Origin of the sequence: Anaerolinea thermophila UNI-1 (genome assembly GCF_000199675.1) — a bacterium.
Lineage (GTDB): Bacteria > Chloroflexota > Anaerolineae > Anaerolineales > Anaerolineaceae > Anaerolinea > Anaerolinea thermophila.
The window spans coordinates 719,708-743,491 of the sequence record NC_014960.1; the positions used below are offsets into that span (position 1 = coordinate 719,708).

Annotated in this window: 24 protein-coding genes and 1 riboswitch; of the genes, 11 read left to right on the forward strand and 13 right to left on the reverse strand. The window is 54.3% G+C overall.

Features of this window, described 5'->3' with window-relative positions:
* Positions 1-2: 2 nt before the first annotated feature.
* Positions 3-383 carry a response regulator transcription factor gene (locus ANT_RS03300; RefSeq protein ID WP_013559090.1) on the forward strand — a complete coding sequence of 127 codons (381 nt, stop codon included), beginning with the start codon at positions 3-5 and terminating at the stop codon, positions 381-383.
* Between the two features lie 8 nt (positions 384-391).
* A complete protein-coding gene (locus ANT_RS03305; RefSeq protein WP_013559091.1) occupies positions 392-1,180 on the forward strand; it encodes an alpha/beta fold hydrolase in 789 nt (262 codons plus the stop codon).
* Positions 1,181-1,259: 79 nt separating this feature from the next.
* On the opposite strand, the gene ANT_RS03310 is transcribed toward ANT_RS03305, so the two are convergent.
* From ANT_RS03310 to ANT_RS03335, 6 genes are all read right to left on the reverse strand, one after another.
* Entirely contained in the window at positions 1,260-2,081 is an 822-nt protein-coding gene (locus tag ANT_RS03310; protein ID WP_013559092.1) for an ABC transporter ATP-binding protein, read from the reverse strand.
* Positions 2,071-3,081 carry an ABC transporter ATP-binding protein gene (locus tag ANT_RS03315; protein ID WP_013559093.1) on the reverse strand — a complete coding sequence of 337 codons (1,011 nt, stop codon included), beginning with the start codon at positions 3,079-3,081 and terminating at the stop codon, positions 2,071-2,073. Before ANT_RS03315 ends, ANT_RS03310 begins: the two co-directional genes overlap by 11 nt.
* Positions 3,082-3,088: 7 nt before the next feature.
* Positions 3,089-4,339: an ABC transporter permease gene (locus tag ANT_RS03320; RefSeq protein ID WP_013559094.1), complete on the reverse strand. Its 1,251-nt coding sequence runs from the start codon at positions 4,337-4,339 to the stop codon at positions 3,089-3,091.
* Positions 4,340-4,342: 3 nt separating this feature from the next.
* Positions 4,343-5,359, reverse strand: coding sequence for an ABC transporter permease (locus ANT_RS03325; RefSeq protein ID WP_013559095.1), 1,017 nt, complete (start codon positions 5,357-5,359; stop codon positions 4,343-4,345).
* Between the two features lie 103 nt (positions 5,360-5,462).
* Complete coding sequence (locus ANT_RS03330; RefSeq protein ID WP_013559096.1) at positions 5,463-7,379, reverse strand: ABC transporter substrate-binding protein; 1,917 nt, start codon at positions 7,377-7,379, stop codon at positions 5,463-5,465.
* A gap of 492 nt (positions 7,380-7,871) precedes the next feature.
* The gene (locus ANT_RS03335; RefSeq protein ID WP_013558534.1) at positions 7,872-8,900 is read right to left on the reverse strand and encodes an IS66 family transposase; all 1,029 of its coding nucleotides are present in this window, start codon (positions 8,898-8,900) and stop codon (positions 7,872-7,874) included.
* 177 nt (positions 8,901-9,077) lie between these two features.
* A riboswitch (TPP riboswitch) is annotated at positions 9,078-9,193 on the forward strand.
* A gap of 39 nt (positions 9,194-9,232) precedes the next feature.
* Between ANT_RS03335 and ANT_RS03340 the strand changes: the two genes are divergently transcribed.
* The 6 genes from ANT_RS03340 to ANT_RS03365 all read left to right on the forward strand — a co-directional run bounded on the left by ANT_RS03340 (position 9,233) and on the right by ANT_RS03365 (position 15,226).
* The gene (locus tag ANT_RS03340) at positions 9,233-9,880 is read left to right on the forward strand and encodes a thiamine diphosphokinase (protein ID WP_013559097.1); all 648 of its coding nucleotides are present in this window, start codon (positions 9,233-9,235) and stop codon (positions 9,878-9,880) included.
* A gap of 26 nt (positions 9,881-9,906) precedes the next feature.
* A complete protein-coding gene (locus tag ANT_RS03345; protein ID WP_013559098.1) occupies positions 9,907-10,998 on the forward strand; it encodes a thiamine ABC transporter substrate-binding protein in 1,092 nt (363 codons plus the stop codon).
* Positions 10,999-11,069: 71 nt separating this feature from the next.
* Positions 11,070-12,689, forward strand: a complete 1,620-nt coding sequence (locus ANT_RS03350; protein WP_197534087.1) for an ABC transporter permease — start codon at positions 11,070-11,072, stop codon at positions 12,687-12,689.
* 213 nt (positions 12,690-12,902) lie between these two features.
* Complete coding sequence (locus tag ANT_RS03355) at positions 12,903-13,382, forward strand: DUF2089 domain-containing protein (protein WP_041454576.1); 480 nt, start codon at positions 12,903-12,905, stop codon at positions 13,380-13,382.
* Positions 13,383-13,397: 15 nt separating this feature from the next.
* A complete protein-coding gene (locus ANT_RS03360) occupies positions 13,398-13,817 on the forward strand; it encodes an SHOCT-like domain-containing protein (RefSeq protein WP_013559101.1) in 420 nt (139 codons plus the stop codon).
* A gap of 125 nt (positions 13,818-13,942) precedes the next feature.
* Positions 13,943-15,226 carry an MFS transporter gene (locus ANT_RS03365; protein WP_155817987.1) on the forward strand — a complete coding sequence of 428 codons (1,284 nt, stop codon included), beginning with the start codon at positions 13,943-13,945 and terminating at the stop codon, positions 15,224-15,226.
* Between the two features lie 57 nt (positions 15,227-15,283).
* On the opposite strand, the gene ANT_RS03370 is transcribed toward ANT_RS03365, so the two are convergent.
* The 5 genes from ANT_RS03370 to ANT_RS03390 are packed head-to-tail and all read right to left on the reverse strand — an operon-like array spanning position 15,284 to position 19,366.
* On the reverse strand, positions 15,284-16,561 hold the full coding sequence (locus ANT_RS03370) for a DapH/DapD/GlmU-related protein (RefSeq protein WP_013559103.1): 1,278 nt from the start codon (positions 16,559-16,561) through the stop codon (positions 15,284-15,286).
* Positions 16,562-16,567: 6 nt separating this feature from the next.
* Positions 16,568-17,122 (reverse strand): 4-vinyl reductase, encoded by a 555-nt coding sequence (locus ANT_RS03375; RefSeq protein ID WP_013559104.1) that lies wholly within the window; start codon positions 17,120-17,122, stop codon positions 16,568-16,570.
* 3 nt (positions 17,123-17,125) lie between these two features.
* Positions 17,126-17,938: an alpha/beta fold hydrolase gene (locus tag ANT_RS03380; protein WP_013559105.1), complete on the reverse strand. Its 813-nt coding sequence runs from the start codon at positions 17,936-17,938 to the stop codon at positions 17,126-17,128.
* A gap of 23 nt (positions 17,939-17,961) precedes the next feature.
* Complete coding sequence (locus ANT_RS03385) at positions 17,962-18,501, reverse strand: GTP-binding protein (RefSeq protein ID WP_013559106.1); 540 nt, start codon at positions 18,499-18,501, stop codon at positions 17,962-17,964.
* A 34-nt stretch (positions 18,502-18,535) separates the two neighbouring features.
* Positions 18,536-19,366 (reverse strand): DUF4388 domain-containing protein, encoded by an 831-nt coding sequence (locus ANT_RS03390; protein WP_013559107.1) that lies wholly within the window; start codon positions 19,364-19,366, stop codon positions 18,536-18,538.
* Between the two features lie 172 nt (positions 19,367-19,538).
* Here ANT_RS03390 and ANT_RS03395 point away from each other — a divergent pair, with 172 nt between their 5' ends.
* Positions 19,539-20,429: a homocysteine S-methyltransferase family protein gene (locus ANT_RS03395; RefSeq protein ID WP_013559108.1), complete on the forward strand. Its 891-nt coding sequence runs from the start codon at positions 19,539-19,541 to the stop codon at positions 20,427-20,429.
* On the opposite strand, the gene ANT_RS03400 is transcribed toward ANT_RS03395, so the two are convergent.
* Together ANT_RS03400 and ANT_RS17535 are read right to left on the reverse strand one after the other, a co-directional pair.
* A complete protein-coding gene (locus ANT_RS03400; RefSeq protein ID WP_172634569.1) occupies positions 20,430-21,119 on the reverse strand; it encodes a response regulator transcription factor in 690 nt (229 codons plus the stop codon).
* Positions 21,120-21,417: 298 nt separating this feature from the next.
* The gene (locus ANT_RS17535) at positions 21,418-21,579 is read right to left on the reverse strand and encodes a helix-turn-helix domain-containing protein (RefSeq protein WP_013559110.1); all 162 of its coding nucleotides are present in this window, start codon (positions 21,577-21,579) and stop codon (positions 21,418-21,420) included.
* A gap of 106 nt (positions 21,580-21,685) precedes the next feature.
* On the opposite strand from ANT_RS17535, the gene ANT_RS03405 reads away from it, so the two are divergent.
* Both ANT_RS03405 and dnaB read left to right on the forward strand, forming a co-directional pair.
* On the forward strand, positions 21,686-22,291 hold the full coding sequence (locus tag ANT_RS03405) for a bifunctional nuclease family protein (RefSeq protein WP_013559111.1): 606 nt from the start codon (positions 21,686-21,688) through the stop codon (positions 22,289-22,291).
* 119 nt (positions 22,292-22,410) lie between these two features.
* Positions 22,411-23,784 carry a replicative DNA helicase gene (gene dnaB / locus ANT_RS03410; protein ID WP_013559112.1) on the forward strand — a complete coding sequence of 458 codons (1,374 nt, stop codon included), beginning with the start codon at positions 22,411-22,413 and terminating at the stop codon, positions 23,782-23,784.

Genomic DNA, 23,784 nt, shown 5'->3' on the forward strand with positions numbered 1-23,784 from the left:
GAATGGCGAAAATTCTGATTGCCGAAGACGAACCCGATATTCGTGATCTGGTGAAATTTACCCTGGGATTTGCCGGGCATGAAGTCATTGCTGTGGGCAATGGAGAAGAAGCCGTTGAAGCGGCGCGTGCCGAAAAGCCCGATTTGATCCTCATGGATGTGCGCATGCCGCGCATGACAGGCTATGAAGCCTGCGCCGCCATGAAGGCTGACCCCTCTATCGCTCATATTCCTGTGGTGTTTCTCTCTGCCAAAGGGCAGGAATCGGAGATCCAAACCGGTCTCAGCGTGGGGGCTTCGGAGTACTTGCTCAAGCCGTTTGCTCCCATGGACTTGACGCAACGGGTGGCGGAACTGCTGGCAAAATTCGCCGGTAAGGGGTAGGACGTGCCATGAGTGCAATCCTGCTGGATGGGCAGATGGTGCATTACGAGGTATTGGGACGGGGACGTCCGGTCATCTTCCTGCATGGCTGGATTGGTTCCTGGCGCTACTGGATTCCCACCATGCAGGCGGCATCTATTGCCTACCGCGCCTATGCCCTGGATTTCTGGGGCTTTGGTGACAGCGCCAAAGTGCCTGAACGCTATGGTCTGGATGGGCAGGTCAATCTGCTCCGGGGGTTCATGGATCAAATGGGGATAGGGCGGGTGGCGCTCATCGGACATGGGCTGGGGGCAACCGTCGCGGTGATGTTTGCCCTGCGCTATCCTGAAGTGGTGGATCGAGTCCTTGCGGTGGCTTATCCACTGGATGAGACACGTTTACACCCGCGCCTGCGTTCGCAATCTCCGGAGGAACTGGTGGATTGGCTGCTGGAGCGTAACTCAACCACCGAACCGGTGCGGGTGGAAGCCGCCAAAACCGATCCGCGCGCCATCCAGGATTCCCTGGAGGGATTGACAACTCTGGAAGCCCGCGAAGCCAGTCAAAAGCTCACCTGCGCCTGCCTGCTGGTCTATGGGGAAAAAGACCCTGTTGTCCCTGCCCCTTCCGATGAAGTTTTTCTGGGGTTGCCGTTCCAAACCCATGGAATTGTCTTCGACCAGTCGGGACATTTCCCCATTCTGGATGAAAGCAGCAAATTCAACCGCCTGGTAATGGATTTCCTTTCCCTTGGGGTGGGGGAAAGCCCACGAATGTTACAGTTAAAGGAAGAATGGAAGCGCCGCGTGCGCTAGCAGTAAAACCAGGATAAAAACAACAACGCCCTCTCTGGCCTGCAGGACGAGAGGGCATTGTTGTCAATGGATCATTCTCTTAAAGCCCTGAGTACGTCACGGTAGAAAGATCCCAGGCTTCATGAATCTTGGGTACGTCGCTGATCAGGCGTTTGGTGTAGGGATGGTGCGGTGTAAGAATGACCTGCTCGGCAGAGCCGGATTCGACAATCTTGCCGCGCTCCATGATGAAGACGTTATCCGAAACGTAGTATGCCAGACCGATGTCGTGGGTGATGAAGACGATGGTCATGCCCACTTCGTCGCGCAGTTTCATCAGCATGTCCAGGATTGTGGCGCGCGAGCAGGCGTCAATCATCGAGGTGGGTTCGTCGGCAATCAGGATCTTGGGCTTGAGCAGGAAGATGCGGGCAATCATCAAACGTTGCATTTGCCCGCCGGAGAGTTCGAAGGGGTACTTGTTGGTGAGTTCTTTGTATTCGAGGTTGACGAAACTGCACGCCTCACTCATCAGTTCAATTTTCTTTTCGCGCGGCAGCCAGAAATCTCCCCGCATGCGAATACAGTCCAGCAGAAGGGTGTCAATCTTGTTAAAGATGTTATAGGCTGAGTAAGGATCCTGGAAGATTGCCTGAATACTCTTCCAGTACTCGCGTTTCTTCCGCTGGGTGCTGATGTCTCGCTTTTTCCCCTGGAAATAAATTTCCCCTTCGGTGGGGTTGAGCAACCCCAGAAGCATTTTTGCCAGCGTGGTTTTGCCGCTTCCCGATTCGCCCACGATAGAGCAAACTTCCCCTTCGCGGATTTCAAAGTTCACATGGTCTACTGCAACGGTCTTTGTTTTCCCCCAACCGAATACTTTGGTCAGGTTTACCCCTTGCAAGACAACTTCACCCTTCATTTTCGTACACCTTTCTCAGTTGTTCCTCAGGATAAATACAGCGGTAAGCCCGATTGTTGGCAGCCTCGCGCATGTAAATGGATTGAACCCGGCACTCTGCCTGAACGTATTTGCATCGGTCGGCAAAACGACAACCCTGCGGCGGGCGCTTCAGGTTTGGCGGGGCGCCCGGAATGGCAGTCAACTTGACATCCCTCACGCCGCTTTCCGGCACAATGATGGAGCCCATCAAGCCTTTGGAATAGGGGTGGAGCGGGTCAAACACTACCTGCTGAGCCGTGCCTTGCTCCACAATTTGCCCGGCGTACATGACCATGATATCATCGGTGACGTTGTAAAGCAGGGGCAACTCATGGGTGATGAAGATCATGGCTTTGACCAGCCCTCTCTCCATCATGTCCCTGAGCATCTTGATGACCATTTTCTGCGAGGTCACGTCCAGTGCTGAAGAAGGCTCGTCAGCAATCAGGACTTTTGGCGAAAGAATGACCGAAGTGGCGATGACTGTACGCTGTTTCATCCCGCCGGACAGTTCCACCGGATACTTTTGAAGCACCTCGGCGGGCAACCCCAGTTCCTCAAAGCGCTGACGCGCCATCTCGTAGATTTGTTTCTTGGGGACTTTCGGGTCGTGCGCGTGAATGACGTCTTCAATGAAGTTAATGATTTTCAGCGTAGGGTTGAGCGCATTCATGGCTGCCTGAGGGATGTAGGCAATTTCTTTGCCCAGGATTTTCCGCCGCACCTCATCGGGATGCATTTTGGAGATGTTGACCCCGTCAATGATAATATCTCCGCTGATGTAGTGCAGAGGAGCAAAGTAGTAGCCCATCAAACTCAAGGCAAGAGTGGATTTTCCACACCCCGACTCGCCCGCAATTCCCAGGGATTTCCCTTCTTCCACCTTTAAGGAAACACGGTCAACGGCATACACACTTTCCCCAAAGCGGGTGACATACTTTGTTGAGAGTTCTCGAACGTCCAGAATGACTTTTCCCATATTCGCCTCATTCTCTCAATGCAGGATTGAACACCTGATCCAGCCCGGTGTTCATCAGGTTCATCGAGAAAGTGATCAGTGCAATGGTCACCAGCACAGGGAGGTATGCCCACCACTTTCCCAGGACATGGGCTTGATAAATCATTGCCCAGTTCATCATTAAGCCCAGGGTGGGGACTTCGGTGGTGCGCGGTCCCAACCCTAGAATAGACAAGCCGGCTTCTGCCAGAATGCCGGAGGAAATTTGCAGGATGAGCGCCATCACCACATACGACATAATGTAGGGAAGAATGTCGTTCAGGATGATGTAAAGCGTAGAGTGCCCGGACAATCGCGAAAGATTGACATGATCCCGGTTGCGCAGAGAGAGCACCTGGGCGCGCACAGCTCTTGCCGTCCACACCCACGAGGTGAAGCCAATCACCGTTGCAATGGTGAAAGCGCCGCGCTTATCCTGCCCGATGCTGAAGGAAATGAGAATCAGCAGAACGAAGGAGGGGATGACAATCAGCAGGTTGGTGAAGAACATGATGATGTCATCTACTGTTCCACCGATGTACCCTGCCAGCAGTCCCAGCACCAAACCAATCAGGGTGGCAATCAACCCTGCCACAAAGCCGATTTGCAGGGAGACCCCTGCGGCTTTGACCAGTTCGGTCAGTACGTCGCGTCCAAAGTTATCTGTGCCCAGCGGTAAAACGCGCACGTTCGGCACTTCACGGACATTCACATAATCGGATTGCTCAATGACTTTAACCTGCTCCAGCGTGCCGGTTTGGGCATTGGGCAGAGCCACAATCAGCCCTTCAGTTGCCAGCAAACCTTTGAGCGAGTTATTCAGCCGCTGGTAATAGCGCATTTTTGCTAGGGTCATGCCCTCAATGTTCTTATTGGGATCGTAATTTTTTTCCCATAAATCAAGCAGTTTAGCGGTGTCTTCAATGTCAATTTCCTCTTCAGGGATGCCCGCGGCTAACAGCCACTCCTTCATGTCCTGACGTTCTTTTGCCCCCAATTTGTTAGCAATACGGTTGGTTGCGGCTTCGGGCAGGTTCAGGGTATATGGCGCGGTATTCACGCTGTCATAGACGTTGACATAAATTCCCGGCGGGAAGAAAGTGCCCAGCCCGATGATTGCCAGAGGGTCATCAGGAACCAGCAGGGGGTAAATTAATACAATCAGCAGTAAACTGACGAAGATGACAAATCCCGTCACGAATTTTCCTGAACGAAAGACCTGTCGAATGGTGTGCATCATGGTTCACGCTCCTTGCTCTGTCTGGGCGGCTTTGATGCGCGGGTCAATGATGCCGTAGAGGATTTCGATGGCAAAGTTGGCGACCAGCGTCATGATGGTGATGATGAGCGTCACCGCAGAGATCAGGGGATAATCCTGCCCCATCACACCGTTCAGCATGGTGTACCCTAATCCCGGGTAACTGAAGACGATTTCTGCCACCAGTGCACCGCTGACCATGGTTCCGATGGACAATGCCAAACCGGTAATCTGAGGGAGCATGGCGTTGCGGAAGACGTAACGCACAATGACGCGATCCTTAATGCCAAGGAAGCGCGCATATTTGACATAATCTGCATTCAGTTCGTAGATGGACATGGAGCGCATGCCGATAGCCTGTCCACCAATGATAATCAGCACAATGGACCAGAAGGGTAACTGGTAGTGAACAATAACCGACCAGATGAACTCCCAACTGAAGTTGGGAATCAGGTTAAACCCATATCCTCCCGATGTGGGGAACCATTTCAGGTTCACCGCGAAGATGACCATCAGGATGATTGCCATACCGAATGCAGGGAAATTGCTCACGAAAATGCTGATGGGCATGAGGACTTTATCGAAGCCCTTTTTCAGGTAGGCTGCCATGGCGCCCAGGGCGTTGCCGATAATCCACCCCACGATGATGGCAGGAAACTGCAGGGCAACCGTCCAGACAATCGAGGCGCGGATGATGTCTGCAACGGGGCGGGGATACTGGCTGAAGGACGTGCCAAAATTCCCCTGGAGGATGTTCTTCATGTAAATAAGGAACTGTTCGTGAATGGGTTTGTTGGTGCCGAATTGCTCGGCATATCGCTCATACACCTCTTTCATGCCGGTAGTGTTGGACATTCCCTGAGCAATCCGGGCAGTGATGGCAGCCACTGGATCACCGGGCATGAGGCGGGGAAGGGTGAAATTCAGGATGAAGGCAAAGATAGCGGTAACCAGCAACCATGCCAGTTTATTCAGGAAATACCGAAGATAGTTTTTAGACACCGATACCTCCTTACTTCACTCTCATATATCTACATTTACATTATATAGTGAACAGCCATGTTCTGGTTAACAGAACATGGCTGTTCGTTTGATTTAAGGTTGCTTACGGATTGACCAGTTTGAGGTTATAGAGGCCTGCGATGCTCCAGCCATCCGTCAGATTCAGCGGCGGTACGGGCGGGTTGGTGCCATCACCCTGATGCGGGAAGTTGGTCCAAACACCCTCGTACACCGTGTGGAACGATTGTGGGCGATACATGAGCGTGAACGAAGGCACATCGGTCAGGTAAATCTCGACCAGGCGCGTGTAGGCTTTCTTGATCTCTTCCTGATCGGTCATGGTCGGGATCTTCTTGATCAGTTCATCCACCTCGGGGTTCTTGTAGCCGCCCCAGTTGCCGGTCCAGTTGTTGGTGGTCTCGGCGAATTCGGAGGACAGCAAGTTGCGGATGCGGCCCCAAGGCATGGTCGGGCCAGCCCCAGCGCTCCACATCATGAAGATGTCATAGCCGGTTTCGGGCAAGGGCCAGTTGGTGACCACGGTCTGATACACCGACCATTCAGGATAGTTGGTGGTGATGTCAATGCCGATCTTCTTGCCGGCGGCGGCGACCACCTCGATGGCGGCTTGCCAGTCAGACCAGCCGTTCGGGCAGGTTGCCACGTATTGCAGTTTCTTGCCCTTGTACTCGCGCCAGCCATCACCGTCAGTATCAACGATGCCAGCCTCGTCCAGCAGTTTCTTGGCGCCTTCGATGTCGTTGCCTTCCCACTGCAGGGCTTTCACGGCGTCGTGATCATACAGGGCCTGTTCGCCGGGGGTCGGGTTCATCAGCGAGCGCGGAACCTGCTTGAAGGTCGCCGACTGGTTGGTCATGGCGTTCGCCACAATGGTGTCATAATCCACCGCGATGGCGATGGCTTTGCGCACCGCAACCTGATCCAGCCCGTAAGAGCGCAGGTTGTAGAAGGCGGTGGGCAGGCTGGCGCCGATATTATACGGCGGTTCGGGCAGGTAGGTGGAGATCGGCAGTCCGTCCTTCAGCCACAGGTCCTGAACGTTGGAGTTGAACTGCTGGCTGACATCCACTTCCCCAGCCTTCAGCGCGGTGGTACCGGCGGCATTATCCTTGAAGATCACGTGCGCAAGGTACTTCGGCGCAGGCAGTTTGCCCCACATGGAGGGATCCTGACCCCAGTAATTATCATCGCGCACCAGGACAACCTTGGTCTCATCGGTGTAGAACTTGTGATACGGACCGGAGTACACCACGTCTTCAGCAGGATCGGTGAGGAATTTCGCCGCATCGCCGCCAACGCGCTCTTCCAGTTTCTGCGTCCACGCCTTTTGGATGACGTAGTTGCTGCTGACATACGCCGCAACGATCAGCGGGTTGATGGCTTTGCCGTTCTCATCCAGTTTGGCTTTGATGACCACGGTCTGAGGATCTTTGGCTTCGATGGTTTCGATGTAGTCTTTGTTGGAAGCGCCAGTGGAAGTGTTGTATTTCACATGGGCGTACCAGGTGTAAGCCACGTCCTCAGCGGTGACCGGTGTACCATCGCTCCAGCGGGCGGCGGGCTTAATCTTGAAGGTCAGTTCGGTCATGGTGTCGTTCCAGGACCAGGGGCCATCCGCCAGCAGAGGATATTGCTTGCCGTCCAGCATGTTGTACAGGTACGGTGTCTCAAACATGGTCACGCGGGCGTTGTCACCCTGAGCAATGGCCATGGCGTTATTGCAGGACGAGGAATACGGATTCCAGCACACCACCGGACCCCACTGCTGACCGTTGAAGTACAGAGTCTCCTTGCGGGGGAGGGCGGCGGCGATTTCAGCCGCGGACAGTTCCTTGGTGGGTTCTTCCGTCGGAGCCACAGTGGGCGCCTCGGCCGGAGCCTCGGTAGGCGCGGCGGTGGGCTCAGGGGGTGCCGCGGTGGGAGTCGCCGCAGGGGCGCACGAAGCCAGGAGCATGCTGAGCATCAGCAATGCAGACAAAAACCAGGTCAAACGTTTCATGTTCTCTTTCTCCTTCTTGAAATCAAGGTAAGAATGGATTGGTGATTAAGAGGAAAATTCTGGCTGTATTTGAGGAATGGATCACCTCCTTTCATCGTCTGGATCAGAAAGCCTATGTGAAATGGAAGGATCAGCAAGTGTTTTTCTGTTAACCTTAACAGTAAAAAACAACTGTGGAAAGAAAACCGTTATTTGTGTGCGGAGGGTACTGATCATCTTTTCCAGGCAGAAATAAAGCGGAAAAACTGTTGATTAATTTTTTATAGAGAGTCTGTCGTGGTTTCCACAAGATGCCCTGTTTCTCTTCAAAAAATTACCCGTTTGGGGATTTTCATTCGAGACTGTGGAAAACCTACTTCAATATGTTACACCCTCTCCAGAAAAAAGTCAACAGAATCAGCGCAAAGAGACTGTAACAAAATTGGTGGGCGAATTTTCGAAAAAAGGAAGGAAGAGAGAAGACGGGGGGAGAGGAGGGAATTACGGGAGGGCTCATGCCCAGAACTGACAGGCAACTGTGCTTCCGCGGAGCAACCCGGCGGTGGTTTTATATCGCCTGGCTTGCTGGGCGCGGCTCTTGAGCCTGCCAATCATCTGTTCCGTGCGATTATTGGTCCAGGGAATACCCACATCAGCATAGAAAGCCACATAGCGTTGCCAATCACGCGATAAGCGCAGGATCAGGTCGCGGAGTTTTTCCAGGGGCGTGCGTTTTCCTTCCGGTGGTGTACTCCTGCCCGGCAGGGATTTCCACAGGCGGTGTAAGAGGCGGTCTCCATGCAATGGCAGGTCGCGCAGGATTTCCTCGACCTTTTCAAGCACCCCCTGCCAGGCTGGATCCAACTCAGCCTGTAACCCCTTCAAAGCATGCTTTACCCAGCGCCGCACATGAAACTGACAGACCTGATGCCCTATCTCCAGTTCATCGGTCAGTTGCTTGTAGATCGCCAGATCATCGCTCACGATGGCGCCGATGTCATGCATCTCTTTCAACCGTTTCAGCCAGGTGAACAGAGCCCGGCTGTCTTTCTCGTCTACCTCGGCAACCTCCAGCAGACTACCATCTCCCAGATCCACCGCCACCATCACTCCTTTGCCTCCCACCCAGGCTCCATCTACCCCCACCACCCGCACGCTTTTCCATTTCAATTCCCCCATCAACTTTTCCCCCTCTGCCTGTACATGCCGCCACCCGCTCATATGACTGAGCCTCAGCCCAAAGATCCTCAACACCCCGGCTACCCTGCGATAACTCAATCCCAGTGACCACAGGATCACACTCAATTTCTTCAACCGTTCACTGTGCCGTCCATTGCCTACCCCCTCCGGATAGTCCCGAAAGGTGCGCCTGCACCGTGTGCATCGATACCTCACCACCTCGACATGACGAACTTTGACATCCTCGATGCGCCTTTTCTCCACTCCCCATCGCTGGAATGTCTCCCCCTGACAATATGGACAGCGCTTCGGACGAGCAGGCTTTTTTCGTTTTACCTGTGGCAGTTGGAGTATAATCTTCATGGAAGGGCTCCTGGAGTTGTGATATCAATATCTTACAGGATCCCTTCCTTTTTTTCCCTTTCTCCACCAAGTTTGTTACAGCGTCAGCGCAAATTGAGTTCTTAAGGAAAAAGCCCTTCGCGCGAAAATGTTTTATCCAATGGCGCTTGACAATTCCGCCTCCTCTTACTATACTGAAGGTGCAAAACGGGGAGCCCGGCGCACCGGGCTGAGAGGAAGACAGGCATCGGTCTTCGACCCGCAGAACCTGATCCGGGTAATGCCGGCGGAGGGACGAGATGAATGCTCTGAGTGACTTTTTCTTTGCCCTCCGCCACAGGAGGGCTTTTTTGATGACTTCCCAACGTGCCTTAATTTTTGTTTCAGGTGCATCCTGCAACGAGGAGGCTCTGCGCCATTTCCGTCAGCCTGAAGATTTCATCATCGCTGCCGATGGGGGGGCACAGCATTGCCTGCGTTTGGGGTGGCGTCCTCATGTGGTCATTGGGGATTTCGATTCTCTGTCTGCCGAGATCCTGAATCACCTGGAGCGGGAAGGTGTGCTTTTGTTGCGCTATCCTCCTGAGAAAGACGAGACTGACCTGGAACTGGCGTTGCAGTACGCCGTGCAGCGGGGATTTGAAGTCATTCGCATTTTGTGCGGGCTGGGCGGCAGGGTGGATCAAACTCTGGCTAATCTCTTTCTGCTGGGGTTGCCCATGTTGAGCGACAGGGATGTGCGTTTGGAGGATGGGGAGGTGGAAGCCTTTCTCATCCGCTCGGAGGCGGTTTTAGAAGGAGCGCCCGGAGAGACGGTTTCGCTCATTCCGTTGTCGGGCGCCGCCCAGGGCATCTGGACCGAGGGATTGCGTTATTCCCTGCACGGTGAGACGCTTTACCCCGAACACTCGCGGGGAGTCAGTAATGAAATGATAAGCGCGCGAGCGCGGGTGCGGCTTTCACACGGGATGTTGTTGTGTATTCACTTTCATTCTGTTTAACTTTTCTTTACTGACAGGAGGTCCAAATGATTCGTAAACTGTGGATGTGGCTGATGGTTTTGATGATGGCGCTGGGGGCGTGCGTTCCTCAAACCACGACGCCCGCGCCAGCCCAGGCGACTACACCAGCTGTGTCTGCCAGCCAGCCGGTCGAATTGCGGGTGATGACACATGATTCTTTTGCAGTGAGCGAGGAAATCGTGCGCGCCTTTGAGGCAGAGCATCGGGCAAAGGTTACTTTCATTAAGTCCGGGGATACTGGCGCGGCGCTTAATCGTGCCATCCTGACCAGGGAAAACCCGCAAGCCGACGTCTTCTACGGGGTGGATAACACTTTCCTCTCCCGTGCGCTGGATGAGAATATCTTTGAACCTTATGCTTCCCCTTTGCTGGAGAAAATCCCGGCGTCCTTCAAACTGGATTCTTCGAATCGTGCCCTGCCGGTAGATTACGGTGATGTATGCATTAACTACGATAAAGCCTACTTTGCGGAGAAGAATCTGCCCATCCCCCAATCGCTGGAGGATCTGACCAAACCTGAATACCGCGGTTTGCTGGTGGTGGAAAATCCGGCAACCTCTTCGCCGGGGCTGGCATTCCTCTTCGCCACCATTGCTCATTTTGGGGAAGAAGGCTACCTGGATTACTGGAAAGCCCTGCGCGCCAATGATGTGGTCGTAGCCAGTGACTGGGAGAGTGCTTATTACACTTATTTCAGCGCCTCTTCAGGCAAGGGTCCCCAGCCCATGGTGGTTTCGTATGCTTCCAGTCCGGCGGCAGAGGTGATCTTTGCCGAACAGCCCCTCTCCGATGCGCCTACGGCTTCTTTGACCGGAGCGGGTATGTGCTACCGCCAGATTGAGTTTGTAGGCATTCTGAAAGGCACTCCCCAGCGCAAACTGGCAGAGGCTTTTGTGGATTTCATGCTCGGCAAAACGTTCCAGGAAGATATGCCTTTGCAGATGTTTGTCTTCCCCGTTAATTCTGAGGCAACCTTGCCTGAGGCTTTTACCAGATATGCGCAGGTTGCCGAGCAGCCCGCTGCGCTGGATTCTGCAGTGATTGCCGCCAAACGGGAAGCCTGGATTCAAGCGTGGACTGAGGCGGTCCTGCGGTGAACGCGCTTCGTGTTTCGTCTTATAGGAAAACCCCCGGAGCAGAGTGGTGGGGATTCCTCCCTCTGCTCTTTTTGGGGGTATTTTTCCTCTACCCGCTGGGGATTATTTTCATACTGGTAGTCAAAGCCGGCTGGACCGATGGGGTGGGCGAAGCCGTCTGGCGGCAGATTGCCCGCCCTTTGGGTTTCACGGTGTATCAGGCAACCCTTTCAACTTTGCTAACCCTTCTGCCTGGTTTGCCGATTGCCTGGGTATTTGCACGCTTTCGTTTTCCCGGCAAGCGTTTTCTACGGGTATTGATGACCTTGCCGTTTATCCTGCCTACTGTGGTGGTGGCAGCCGGGTTTACGGCGTTGCTGGGCCCGCGCGGCTGGTTGAACTTGGCACTGATGTCTCTTTTTCACACCAGCGAGCCTCCCATTCGCTTTCTGAATACGCTGGGAGCCATCTTAACCGTACATGTTTTCTACAATCTTTCGGTAATCGTGCGTGTAGTCGGCGCAGCCTGGGCAGGGCTGGATGTGCGTCTGGAGCAGGCAGCCCGCACCCTGGGGGCTTCTCCGTGGCGGGCTTTCTGGCATGTCACCGTGCCTCTGCTTCTTCCCCATATTGTCGGGGCAACCTTGCTGGTCTTTCTGTTTGACTTCACCAGTTTTGGGGTAGTGTTGCTGTTGGGGGGACCGCGTTTTGCTACGCTGGAAGTGGAAATTTACATTCAAACCATGCAATTTCTCAACCTGCCGCTGGCAGCCCTGCTCTCGGCGGTGCAGTTGTTGTGTACTCTGCTGGTGCTGGGATTGAGTCAGCGCTTAACCACCGGCGCTGTGGTGAGTTTGACGCCCAGGGTAAAGGGAGAGGGTATTTTCTTCCCTCGAACCTGGATTCAATGGCTCACGGTGGGTTTGACGATTCTCGTGCTGGTGAGTCTGGTACTCTTGCCTCTCGGTGCGCTGGTGACGCGCTCACTGGTGCGCATGGAAGCCAGCCGCGGCGAACGCGGTGCGGTACAGGCGGGATGGACGCTGGACTATTACCGCGAACTGTTTGTGAATCGGCGCGGCTCGCTGTTCTATGTGCCGCCTGCCCGGGCAGCGGTCAATTCGCTGGGATACGCCTTTGCCACCATGTGGATTGCGCTGGGCTTGGGATTCCCAGCGGCGTATGCGCTCAATCGGCGTGGAGCCAGCCGGACACTCCTGGATGCTCTGCTCATGCTTCCGTTGGGTACTTCGGCGGTTTCGCTGGGGTTGGGGTATGTGGTAGCATTTCAGCGTCCCCCGCTGGATGTGGCTTCGTTTCCTCTGCTCATTCCCATTGCCCATAGTCTGGTAGCCCTGCCCTTTGTGGTGCGTACCCTTCAGCCCGCGCTGGCATCCATTCCCCGCTCTCTCAGGGATGCGGCAACGGTGCTGGGGGCTTCTCCCTGGCGGGTGTGGTGGCATGTGGATTTACCTATTGTTGGCCGGGCGGTGCTGGTGGGGGCAGTGTTTGCCTTTACCGTCTCAATGGGAGAATTTGGGGCAACGGCATTGCTGGCACGTCCGGAAGCGCCCACCCTGCCGGTTGCCATTTACCGCTTTCTCTCTCAACCCGGTGCAATGAATTATGGTCAAGCCATGGCAATGTCCACATTGCTGATGGCGGTTTGTGCGCTGGGAATGCTGGTGTTGGAGCATCTTCAGCACGAGTGAAAGCAAAAAGGATAACTTCTGAAGAATATTTGCGCTGCCGGTCAATCACCGGCAGTTTTTCTTTCAGAAAACTTTGAAAAAATACAAATAAATGTTAATAATATTCAACAAACCGTTGACAAAATTTAAATTCATGCTATACTCTTTTTAGAAACAAAAAGAAAGAAAATGAATTTTCAAAAGAGGGAGTGGATGAAGGATGGAGGTGCATACATGAACCCAATGTTAACGAAATGCCCGGTGTGTGGTGGGGAACTTGTTGTGACGCGGTTGGCTTGTCCTTCTTGTGAAACGACCATTGAAGGACATTTCCAGACCATGGGTGGAGGGCTACAGGGAGCGTTTTCTGCCGAGCAGTTGCGCTGGCTGTTGCCGTTCACCCGTTTGAATAACGAGCAAATGCAGTTTATCCTGACCTTTATCCGCTGTGAGGGACGTTTCAACCGCATGGAAGAAGAACTGGGATTGTCTTACCCAACCCTGCGCAATCGCATGAACGAAATTCTGCGTACCATGGGGTACGAGCCCAGCCGGGAAGAGGGACAACCCGCACCGGTCAAACTCAGCCCTGAAGAGCGCAAGCGCATTCTGGATGATCTGGATAAGGGTTTGATTACCCTGCAGGAAGCCAAACGGCGCTTGAAGGGCATCCGTGAAGAGAGCAAGCGTGAAAACGAAGTGTCAGAGGATTAGGTGGAGAGGTGGAGCATGGCGACGAATGAAGAACGCATGAAAATTTTGAAGATGGTGGCTGAAGGGAAAATCACTGCAGAGGAAGCCGACCAATTGCTGGAAGCCCTTGAAGAAAGTGAGCGCGTGCCTGGCGCTTCCCGTCCGGGTATTCCTCCCATGCCTTCCGCTCCCGAGATGCCTCCAGCCCCCGGACGGAAACCCCGCTGGCTTCATGTGCGCGTCACCGATACTAATACCGGGCGTACCCGCGTGAATGTGCGTTTACCGGTTTCCATGATCAACATTGGCTTGAAGATGGGCAGTAAATTTGCCCCTGAAGTGGACGGGCTCAATATGGATGAACTGATGCGCATGATTGAATCGGGAGAAATTGGGCAAATCGTGGATGTCACCGACGAGGAAGATGGCGAACACGTTGAAGTGTATCTGGAATAAAACCAACCCTCTTTTATCCCCTGTTTGAGCACAATCTTCTTCCCCACAGGAAGACCCGGTCCGGCGTTCTGCTGTATGACCCGGACCGGGTCACTTCCTTGTGAGTTTCCTGGCTGAGGTGTGTGATGAGCGTGACAATCGATGAACGTTCAAATTGGAAACGTCCTTTCTTTATCATCTGGATAGGTCAGGCTTTTTCCATTGTGGGTTCAATTCTGGTGCAGTTTGCGCTGGTTTGGTGGCTTACCCGCGAAACCGGCTCTGCCACGGTTCTGGCTACTGCAACCATTTTCTCCATGCTTCCGGGCATTTTCATCGGTCCTTTTTCCGGAGCGCTGGTGGATCGTTGGAATCGCAAGACCATCATGCTGGTTGCCGACAGCCTGATTGCCCTGATGACCGCCGGGCTGGTGCTGGTGTTCTGGATGGGTCAGGCGCAGGTCTGGCACGTGCTGGTGGTGATGCTGGTGCGCGCCCTGGGTGGCACATTCCATTTTCCTGCCATGCAGGCGTCCACCTCCCTGATGGTGCCGGAGAAGCATCTTTCGCGCGTGGCTGGACTGAATCAGGCACTGAATGGGGTGCTGAATATCGCTGCGCCACCCCTCGGGGCATTCCTGATGAGCCTGTTGCCCATTTATCAGGTGCTGGCAATCGATATTGTTACTGCTGCCATTGCCGTGGGTACTCTGGCGTTCATCCACATTCCCCAACCCAAGCGTCGCCCTGAGGGCGTACTCACCCCGCAGGCTTTGTGGGGAGATGTCCGCGAGGGATTCCGCTATCTCGCTCACTGGCCCGGGATGTTAATTCTGCTGGGCATGGCGACGCTGGTTAACCTGCTGATGAGTCCCGCTTTCAGCCTGATGCCGCTGATGATTACCCGTGTTTTCAAGGGCGAAGCCATGCATCTGGGGGTCATGAACTCGGCGGAAGGCTTGGGGGTAATTCTGGGTGGGCTGGCGCTGAGTGTGTGGGGTGGATTTAAACGCAAAGTGCACACTTCGATGGCAGGCTTGGTAGGCATGGGTCTGGGGGTAATTTTGCTCGGCTCGGCACCTGCGCAGATGTTTGGGGTAGCCTTACTGGGCATTGGCATTGCCGGGTTCATGAATCCCATTACCAATGGGCCCTTGTTTGCCCTATTGCAGGCAAAGATTGCCCCTGAAATGCAGGGACGGGTATTCAATCTGGTCGGGGCGCTGGCTTCGGCTGCCAGCCCGTTGGGATTGATGCTTGCGGCGCCGGTTGCCGATTATCTGGGCATCCGCTTTTGGTTCTGGATTGCCGGGGTGTCCTGCCTGGTCATGGCTGGGGTGGCTCTCTCCATTCCAGCGGTCGTACATCTGGAAGATGTATCGGGAGCGCCTCGCTCGGAAGGTCGCTCTGCTCTTGCTGTGCAGGACTGATTTTACTGTGCAAATCCACTAAAAACACCGCAGGAAAAATCCCTGCGGTGTTTGTTTTTACCAGGTTTCGCTTCCCTTTTCGCCGGGGCGGGGGTACAGGCGCGGATGCAGGTGGGCATTGGGCAGACGCAGATGATCGCTGTCCTCATAGTACAGGTCGCGGTCAATAACCCGTCGCTCTTTGGTGGAGAAAATAACCACGTCCGATTCGATGGTGCGGGCTGGGTAGACCAGCATACCGGCGCCGATTCGGCAGTTGTGTCCCACACACCCGCCCAGCACAATGCGGTTGGAGTTGCGCAGAGCGCCCGTGCCGTCACGGGCTTTGATGGGCGCCGAAAGCAGGTTGAAGTCCGTCCAGGTAGAGCCTGCGCCGATGAAGGTGTTGCGCCCAACCACACACATTTGCAGGCAGGTATTCTGAGCAATCAGGCTGTTTTCCATCACTGTGGTCATGAACAGTGAAGCGCGGAAGGGCAGGAAGGTGCCATCGCCTACCACCGAGAGCATTAACTGGCATCCCTGCGAAATGTTGACGTTATCGCCGATGATGCAGTTTTCGATGACAGCATTCGCGCCAATGGTGACATTATCCCCAATGGTCGTGGGACCGTGGATGATGGCATCCGGGTCAATGACGCAGTTCCGTCCAATCTGCACCACCGCTGAGGAGCGCAGTAACTGCCGCCCTTCGTACAGGGCTGTTCCCAGGACTTTTAACTTGAACCATAAATCGCGGTTCAGGCGTTCCTCAAAGCGCGCTCCACGCCCGAACAGCCCGAACACCTCGTCAGCAATGAAAATGTGTACCCACGAGTCAATGGCCATCAGACTGCGCAGGGGCACCTGATACACCAGATCGCCCTGAGAGGGCGCCATGTACAGGGGAATGTGGTAGTAGCCAATTTCCCGGGAGAGCAGGTCAATGACCAGCGGCTCGGCGCCGGGTTCCGGTCCGTTGGGGTAATACCACAAATCGGCAAGATAAAGGTTGCCTGCCGGAGTATAGGAAAGGGAAAGGGGGAGAATATGCTCCCGAAAACAGGGATCACTGGCATTGAATGCCGCGCGCACGGCTTTACCGCGTTTACGGGCTTCACTGATGAAGGCTTCCATGTAGGGGGCGTCAAAAAACAGGTTGTCGCGGTAAACGATGCAGGGTTCGTGCACCTGCGGTAAGGGTGCGCCAGGGGGCAGTTCGATTTCGCGGGTGGTGTAGGGAGCCAGCACGTCCCGCTGGAGCAACCACAGGGGTTTGTTCTGGATGCGCAGATCGCGGGCTGGTTCGTTGAAGGGTACGATGTGCTGGGGATTGCGAAGGATGATTTTCAGCATGTCCGTTTATTCCAGCGGTTTGCGGGAAATTTCAAAGCGACAGCAGGGGGAACCTTGGGCAACGCACTGTGTTTCTCGGACGGGGAAGAACCGTCCACTTCCCTGCCATTGCATGAATTCCTGGAACATTCCCATCAGCAACGAGCAGAGCACTGGTGAGGTTGAACGGGTGCATGAGGGCATTTGCCTGATCTCTACGATCCAGTGCTCGGGTTCTTCGTGGATGTTTATCTGAAGAGAGGTACGTTCTTCCAGAAAACGAGCAATTTGGTCCAGCCCGAACCTGACCCGTCGAGGGAAAGGCATCAGTCGAAAATCCAGCGAATAAAAACCCAAAGTTTCGCCCCATCGGCGCAAACCAGTTTGGAATCCGCTTCGTCCCATGCGGATTGCCATCCCCCTGCCGGTGAGGGTGCCAAATTGTTCGGTCAAAAGGCGTTCCAATTCTGTCAAAAAGGTCTTCTCTTCCGGTTGTAAGAAGCCGGACTGGCCCTTACCCAGCACCTCATGGGTGCTTTCCAGCAAAACCTGATGGATTTCGGGGAAATGAGAAAGCGCCATCTCTTAATTCTCTACCGGCGGAAGGGGTTCGGCAGGGGTGTCCAGGAAGTCCTTAATCTTGCTCATGCATTCTTTGGGTTCATCCAGCATGATGAAGTGCCCTGCCTTGGGAAAGCGCTCGATGCGGGCATGGGGCACGCCTTTTTTGAGGGGTTCCCACTGACGGGGATGCACGATATTGTCACGGTCGCCGTACATACCCATCACCGGCACGCGAATCTGATGCAGGCGGGGGCGCAGGTCGGTGCGTCTTAAGGTGGCAATGCTGATGAGGAAGGACTCCAGGGTGGTCTGAGAAAGATCCCGATCCATCATGTCGGGGAAGCGCGGGTCTTTGCAGATGGTCGGCGAGGCGATACGCATGGCGGCGCGGAAAAGCGGGAAGAAGGTGAACAGCAGCCAGGCAATGGGGCGGTAACCGGCGAATTTCAGGGGCAATGCCAGAGAAGACCCTGCAATGGGAGAGCCAATGACCACTACTTTTTGCGCCAGATGAGGGTATTGAATGGCGACCGAAAGGCTCACCGTGCCGCCCATGGAGTGCCCAATGAGCGGGGCAGAAAGAATGCCCATTTGATCCATGAATTGGGCAACCAGGCTGATGAAGTCCTGCACGTTGTAGGTGTTGCGCTTGGTGCCCGACTCACCAAAGCCCCAGAAATCCAGGGCGTAGGTGCGGTAGTACTGTCCCAGGAAGGTCATGGTTTCCTGCCATAAGCCCCACGACCCCAGCCATCCGTGTAAAAGGATGACTGGACGTCCGCGCCCATAGACTTCGTAGTGCAAAATGCCCTGATCGGTGGTGATGGATGACAAGGTCCCCCCTCCGCTTCCGGGAATTACTTTCCGCCCTCTTCCATCTCAGCCAGAATGGAGTAGAGCAGTTCCAACAGGACGTTCTTCACCGATTCTTTTTTATGGGCTACACATGGAAGCAGTTTGGCTTTGGGCTCCAGGCGCAATGCCAGGCGCATGTCTTCGAGGTCCCATGCATCGGGCAAGTCCTGTTTGTTTGCGGCGACTACGTAGGGCGTAGGGGCGTAAGCGCGGAAGGTCTGCAGGATGCTGCGCGCTTCGCGGAAGGTCTCGGGGCGGGTGCTATCCACCATGACGATGAAGCCCAGCATGCCCTCGGAGAGAATTTCCCACATGAAATCGAAGCGACGTTGTCCCGGCGTGCCGAAGAGGTAAAGCACCAGATCGTCATCTACCGTGATGCGCCCAAAATCCATGGCGACGGTCGTGGTTTCTTTGACGCGCTCGGCTTCGGAAGAAATTTTTCGCTCGGTGGAGACGACGTCAATCTCGCTGACCGATCGGATGAAGGCTGTTTTGCCAGCGCTGAACGGACCTGTGACCACCATTTTAACCGTTTGCATGAGTGCTTATCCTAACTCCATAAGTAGAATGTCATTACAGGGAACGAATGCGGTTGATCAACCGATTCACCAGCGATTTCTGTTCTTCTTTGTCCGGTGTGGGGAATTGCCGCGGCAATTGTTGAGTTTGCGGGCGCGGTGCCGGCGCTCCCTCTGGACGGACAATTTCCACCAGCCCGGCTTGAATCAACCCGTACACCACACGGCGGATTTCCAGGTCGTTCATCTTTGTGGCGCGGGCAATTTGCCGGATGGTGTTCTTGGGGTTCACATACGAGACCACCCGCCACTCTTCCAGACTGAGGTTCACCTTCTGGATGTTCGTGCCCGGGCGGTCGGTGAATTTCAACGCCATGTCCAGACTGGGGATTTCTTCCTGAAGTTGCTCCCACTCGCGTAATTGTCGGGCGCCTTCGATGATCAGGTTCTCCAGGTCCATACGGATGGTGATTTTGCCATCCGGTGGGGTGACATCCTGATCAAAGCGGAAAAAGCCTTCGACCCACGTAAACAAACGGCGCACGACGTCAATGAAGTAGGTTTGTAAACTGGTGAGGATATCGTCCTGCGTCAGGTAACCGGCGTTGATGAGAAGCAGCCCCAGTTCTTTATCGGTCATGCCGGAGGCGCGTTCCAGCAACAGGCGGTACTGGCTTTGGGAGATCTTACGAGTCTTATAGAGAATGGACGCCAGGCTGCCGTCCTCATCGCCCAGTTGGGCGTAAGCCAGTTTCCCCTGACGGAAGTTAATACGGGCTGTCTCGCCAGGACCCTCAATGACCAGAAGCCCAGTCTTTTGAGCCAGATTAATCAAATTCAGCAATTGGGTGATGGTAAAATCGCGCAGATTTCCTTTTAACGCCATAGCGCCTCGTTGAGGTTGGGCTTGTATCAATTATATCTGATTTGCGTAAAATACCCATTACGATTCCCTTACAGAAAATTTTTCCCCATGTGAAAGGTTTTCCGGTTTTTTTTCTGCGATAATCAGAGAAAATTTACAGTGCGCTTTTGCCTCTGTGTTGGGAAAGGTTTTCATGAATTCATCTTCTTTTTTCGCCTTGCAAGAAGGTCATGGGGTGGTCCTGCTGGATGGCGCCATGGGAACCAGTTTGCAACAGCGTGGATTACCCTTGGGGGTTCCCTCGGATTCGTGGGTGCTGGAGCGTCCGGAGGAGGTTTTACGTGTGCATGAAGAATTTTTGGCGGCAGGTGCTCAGATTATCCTCACCAATACCTTTGGCTCATCCCGCTTGCGTTTGCGTCAGGCCGGCATGGAAGAACATTTTGAGATCATCAATCGTCAGGCGGTAGCCCTGGCACGCCGGGCGTCACATGGATGCTCTGGGGTTTGGGTTGCGGCTTCGTTGGGTCCCCTGGGAGAATGGCTCGAACCTCTAGGGGCATTAAGCCCCGGGCAAGCCCGGGCGTTTTATCGCGAACAGGCGCAAATCCTGATTGAGGCAGGGATCGATGCGCTGGTCATTGAGACACAGATGGATTTACAGGAAGCCCTGACAGCCATTGAGGCATGCTTCTCTGCAGGGAATGTGCCGGTGGTGTGTTCGTTTTCTTTCAACGCTCAGGGACGTCTCATTCGGGGCGAAAGACCGGCACAGGTGGCACAGGTTCTGGAGCAAAGCGGGGTGTTTGCGCTGGGGGTCAACTGTGGGAGCAGTCTGGAAGGCAATCTGCAGGCGCTTGCTGAAATGCGTGAGGTGACTTCTTTGCCGCTTTGGTTCAAGCCCAACGCTGGCTTGCCCACTGTGGATGAAGCCGGACGGGTCGCCTATCCGATCGCGCCCGAGCAGATGGGTAAAGGTGCTGTACGCGCTGTGGAGAAAGGCGCAAAATTTGTCGGTGGGTGTTGTGGTGCCACCCCAGCCCACATTCGCACGATTGCAAAGGCGTTGGGAAAGTTGGGATAATTAATAGGGCGGAGTTTCTTCAATATCCAGCCGGTAACCCACACCGCGAATGGTCTTGATCAATTGGGGATGGCGGTAATCTACCTCAATGGCGCGGCGCAGCCATGAGATATGCACGTCCAGTGTGCGGGTGTCTTCGGTGTAATCGGTATTCCAGGCTTGCTGGAAGAGGCTGTTGCGCTCGATGACCTCGCCGGGATGTTCCATTAATATGCGCAGGATGGTCACCAGACGGGGGGTCAAACTGCTTTGACGATTGCCCACCCGCACCAGTCGTTGAGCCGGATCCAGCCAGATTGGACCGGCTTGAAGGACGTGTTTGCTCTGGGCAGGAACCAGGGGGCGCAGACGGTTGAGCAATTTCTGCAAGGTCAGAGGGGTGGTCAGAACTACATCTGCCAGCGATTCGCGCGGGTTCTTGCCCGCAGATTGAGGGTCTACAATCAGCAGGATAGGGATATCGCCAGCGCGTAAACGCAGGGCATGGCAAATACGTTTGCCGCTGGTGCGCATGGAAGCCGCATCAATGATGATGACATCGGGTTCAAAGGTGTTTAGCTGCTCTACAGCCGAATTTCCGTTCGGAACACTTTCCACATCGTAGCCCTTGCGGGTCAATCCTGTTAAGAAGGAAGGGTGGTCGGCTCGTTTCCCTTCAATGAGAAGGATTTTGGCTTTGTCGGAACTCACAGGTTTCTTTTGTCTCCCATGTCGAAGCAAAATTGTGTGCCCTTGCACCCCCGGGCTTTCCAGACGGCTTGGCATTGGAGCGTTCAAGGTTGTCCAGACCCAGTTTCATGGCATTATACTCGAAAACCTTAAAAAAATCCAAAGAAATGTTTCTCAATTTTTTAAGATTTGCGCTTTTCTTTTTCGAGAATGTTTACGAGAGCATTCAATCCTTGTTTAAGGGCGCTCATTTGCTCCCAGCCGATTTCTTTTGCCCATTCTTCTTCAATTTCTTGAAGGATTTCTGGTGCCGCCTGATTTATGCTTCGCCCATGGCACTCAAGCGGACAATGCTGGCTCGCCGATCCTGCGGATTGGGTACGCGCTCAAGGTAACCTCTGGCTTCGACGTAATTCACCAGTTCACTCATACAGCCATTTTGTCGAAAATTTCCTGTTCTTGCCATTGTGCCGTTAATCATTTACCCTTTCCTGGCACGTATCAGCAGTTGCATCCCCCTTGACGGCATGATAGAATATGGATAGCACTTAGCAGAAAAGAATTCCCGTTTGAGGAAGGGTGATCCCATGTCTAAAATGGTTGAGGTGGTCATTGACAGCGTGCGGGTGAGTTTAACCAACCAGCAACGCATTGTCGTGTTACGCGAGGTGAACACCGAACGATATTTACCCATCTGGATTGGACCTTACGAAGCAGAAGCCATTACGATTGCTTTGCAGGAAATCGAAGTTGCCCGTCCTCAAACGCATGACTTATTAAAGAACGTGTTAAATGCCCTGAATGCCCGTCTTTTGCGTATCGAAGTGGTGGCTCTGCGCGATGAAGTGTTTTATGGGAATCTGGTCGTGGAAGTCAATGGACGTATTCTGAATATTGACTCACGTCCATCCGATGCGCTGGCACTGGCGGTGCGTGCGCATGTACCCATTCTGGTTTCCCGTGAGGTCATGGATGTGGCGGGGGTGACCCCCGAGGACGACCTGCGCAGTGCTACCTCGCGCACATCCTCTGCTCCCCTGGCTCCGCCTACCCCCCCGACTTCATCTGAGGCTGAGGTGGATACCAGTGAGGAACGCCTTTCCGTCTTCGAGGATTTCCTGGCAAATCTCAATCTGGATAAACTGGAAGATGAAGAGGATGAGGGCGACGAAGACGAAAAGCCGGATAAGTAGCGTGCCTGTTTTGGAATTTGCGCCCCACAAACGCTGTGGGGCTTTTTTTCACCGAGGATTAGAATTTTTCCGCTATTGCCCGAAATCCGATAAAATCAATACGGGTAGAGTGATGGATTATGTCTGACTGGATGCCGGAAGAAGTTGCGTCAACCGAGGTACAGGGGCCCCCTCACAGCCGAGAAGCCGAAGAAGCCGTGCTGGGTGCGGTGCTGATTGATCCTGAGGCTTACTACAACCTTGCCCAATTCCTGCACCCCGAGGATTTTTACCTGGTGCGCAACCGCTGGATTTGGGAAGCCTTTACGCGATTGCACGAGCGGCGCATTCCCATCGATTTCCTCACCGTGCAACAGGAACTGGAGCAACAGGGCAGGCTCGCAGAGGTAGGTGGTGTAACCTACCTGATGTCATTGATTAATCAAACCCCGTCTTCGATGAATGCCGAAGCCTATGCCCGGGTGGTGGAAGAGCATTCTCTACGCCGTAAGATGATTGCCGCCGCCAACGAAATGGCGCAGTTAGCCTATGACCGCCGCACTTCGGTGGATACCCTGATTGATACGGCAGAAAAGTCCATCTTCACCGTCAGCGAGCGCCGCGTCCGCCGCGATTTACAACCCATTCAAACCGTGCTGAGCGAAGTTTATGACCGGGTGGACAAACTCTCCCAGCGCAGTGATGAGATTATGGGCGTGCCCACCGGTTTGGTGGACCTTGACCGTCTGCTGGGGGGATTACAGAAGTCGGATTTGCTCATCGTCGCCGGGCGTCCGGGCATGGGGAAAACCGGTTTCATGCTCTCGGTCATGAAGAATGCCGCTCAGAAGTACAAAAAGCATGTTGCCATGTTCTCGCTGGAGATGTCCAACGAACAACTGGTTCAGCGTCTCATCGCTCAGGAAACCGGCATTGATACCCAGCGCCTGCGCACGGGTAAACTCAATGAAGACGAATGGCCCCGCTTCATCCACGCCATCGAGGTGCTTTCCGAAACTCACATTTTCCTCGATGATACTCCCGCCATTACCCCCATGCAGTTGCGCACCAAGTGCCGCCGTCTGCACATGGAGTATGAACTGGACCTGATCATTGTGGACTACCTGCAGTTGATGAGCGGTGACGTGCGCACGGATAACCGCGTTCAGGAAGTCTCTTACATCTCCCGTAACCTGAAGATTCTGGCGCGTGAACTCAACGTGCCGGTGCTGGCGGCGGCGCAGTTGTCGCGTGCTGTGGAACAGCGTGCCGACAAACGCCCGGTGCTTTCCGATCTGCGTGAATCGGGTAGTCTGGAGCAGGATGCCGATGTGGTCATGTTCATCCACCGCCCCGATGCGCTGGATAAGGACAGTCCGCGCGCCAACCTGGCGGAGATTATTGTTGCCAAGCACCGTAACGGTCCCACTCATGGCGGTATTGAACTGGTTTTCCTGAACAACCTGGCGCGCTTCGAGAATGCTGCACCTGCTCCGGGGATGGGAAGGAGATAG

Bases quoted from the DNA above. Each gene is read 5' to 3' on its own strand.
- ANT_RS03370 (WP_013559103.1), bottom strand. From the start codon at position 16,561: ATGCTGAAAATCATCCTTCGCAATCCCCAGCACATCGTACCCTTCAAC.
- ANT_RS03365 (WP_155817987.1), top strand. From the start codon at position 13,943: ATGAGCGTGACAATCGATGAACGTTCAAATTGGAAACGTCCTTTCTTT.
- ANT_RS03320 (WP_013559094.1), bottom strand. From the start codon at position 4,339: ATGATGCACACCATTCGACAGGTCTTTCGTTCAGGAAAATTCGTGACG.
- ANT_RS03335 (WP_013558534.1), bottom strand. From the start codon at position 8,900: ATGAAGATTATACTCCAACTGCCACAGGTAAAACGAAAAAAGCCTGCT.
- ANT_RS03395 (WP_013559108.1), top strand. From the start codon at position 19,539: ATGAATTCATCTTCTTTTTTCGCCTTGCAAGAAGGTCATGGGGTGGTC.
- ANT_RS03340 (WP_013559097.1), top strand. From the start codon at position 9,233: ATGACTTCCCAACGTGCCTTAATTTTTGTTTCAGGTGCATCCTGCAAC.
- ANT_RS03360 (WP_013559101.1), top strand. From the start codon at position 13,398: ATGGCGACGAATGAAGAACGCATGAAAATTTTGAAGATGGTGGCTGAA.
- ANT_RS03385 (WP_013559106.1), bottom strand. From the start codon at position 18,501: ATGCAAACGGTTAAAATGGTGGTCACAGGTCCGTTCAGCGCTGGCAAA.
- dnaB (WP_013559112.1), top strand. From the start codon at position 22,411: ATGTCTGACTGGATGCCGGAAGAAGTTGCGTCAACCGAGGTACAGGGG.
- ANT_RS17535 (WP_013559110.1), bottom strand. From the start codon at position 21,579: ATGATTAACGGCACAATGGCAAGAACAGGAAATTTTCGACAAAATGGC.
- ANT_RS03390 (WP_013559107.1), bottom strand. From the start codon at position 19,366: ATGGCGTTAAAAGGAAATCTGCGCGATTTTACCATCACCCAATTGCTG.
- ANT_RS03300 (WP_013559090.1), top strand. From the start codon at position 3: ATGGCGAAAATTCTGATTGCCGAAGACGAACCCGATATTCGTGATCTG.
- ANT_RS03305 (WP_013559091.1), top strand. From the start codon at position 392: ATGAGTGCAATCCTGCTGGATGGGCAGATGGTGCATTACGAGGTATTG.
- ANT_RS03375 (WP_013559104.1), bottom strand. From the start codon at position 17,122: ATGGCGCTTTCTCATTTCCCCGAAATCCATCAGGTTTTGCTGGAAAGC.
- ANT_RS03310 (WP_013559092.1), bottom strand. From the start codon at position 2,081: ATGAAGGGTGAAGTTGTCTTGCAAGGGGTAAACCTGACCAAAGTATTC.
- ANT_RS03315 (WP_013559093.1), bottom strand. From the start codon at position 3,081: ATGGGAAAAGTCATTCTGGACGTTCGAGAACTCTCAACAAAGTATGTC.
- ANT_RS03345 (WP_013559098.1), top strand. From the start codon at position 9,907: ATGATTCGTAAACTGTGGATGTGGCTGATGGTTTTGATGATGGCGCTG.
- ANT_RS03355 (WP_041454576.1), top strand. From the start codon at position 12,903: ATGAACCCAATGTTAACGAAATGCCCGGTGTGTGGTGGGGAACTTGTT.
- ANT_RS03330 (WP_013559096.1), bottom strand. From the start codon at position 7,379: ATGAAACGTTTGACCTGGTTTTTGTCTGCATTGCTGATGCTCAGCATG.
- ANT_RS03405 (WP_013559111.1), top strand. From the start codon at position 21,686: ATGTCTAAAATGGTTGAGGTGGTCATTGACAGCGTGCGGGTGAGTTTA.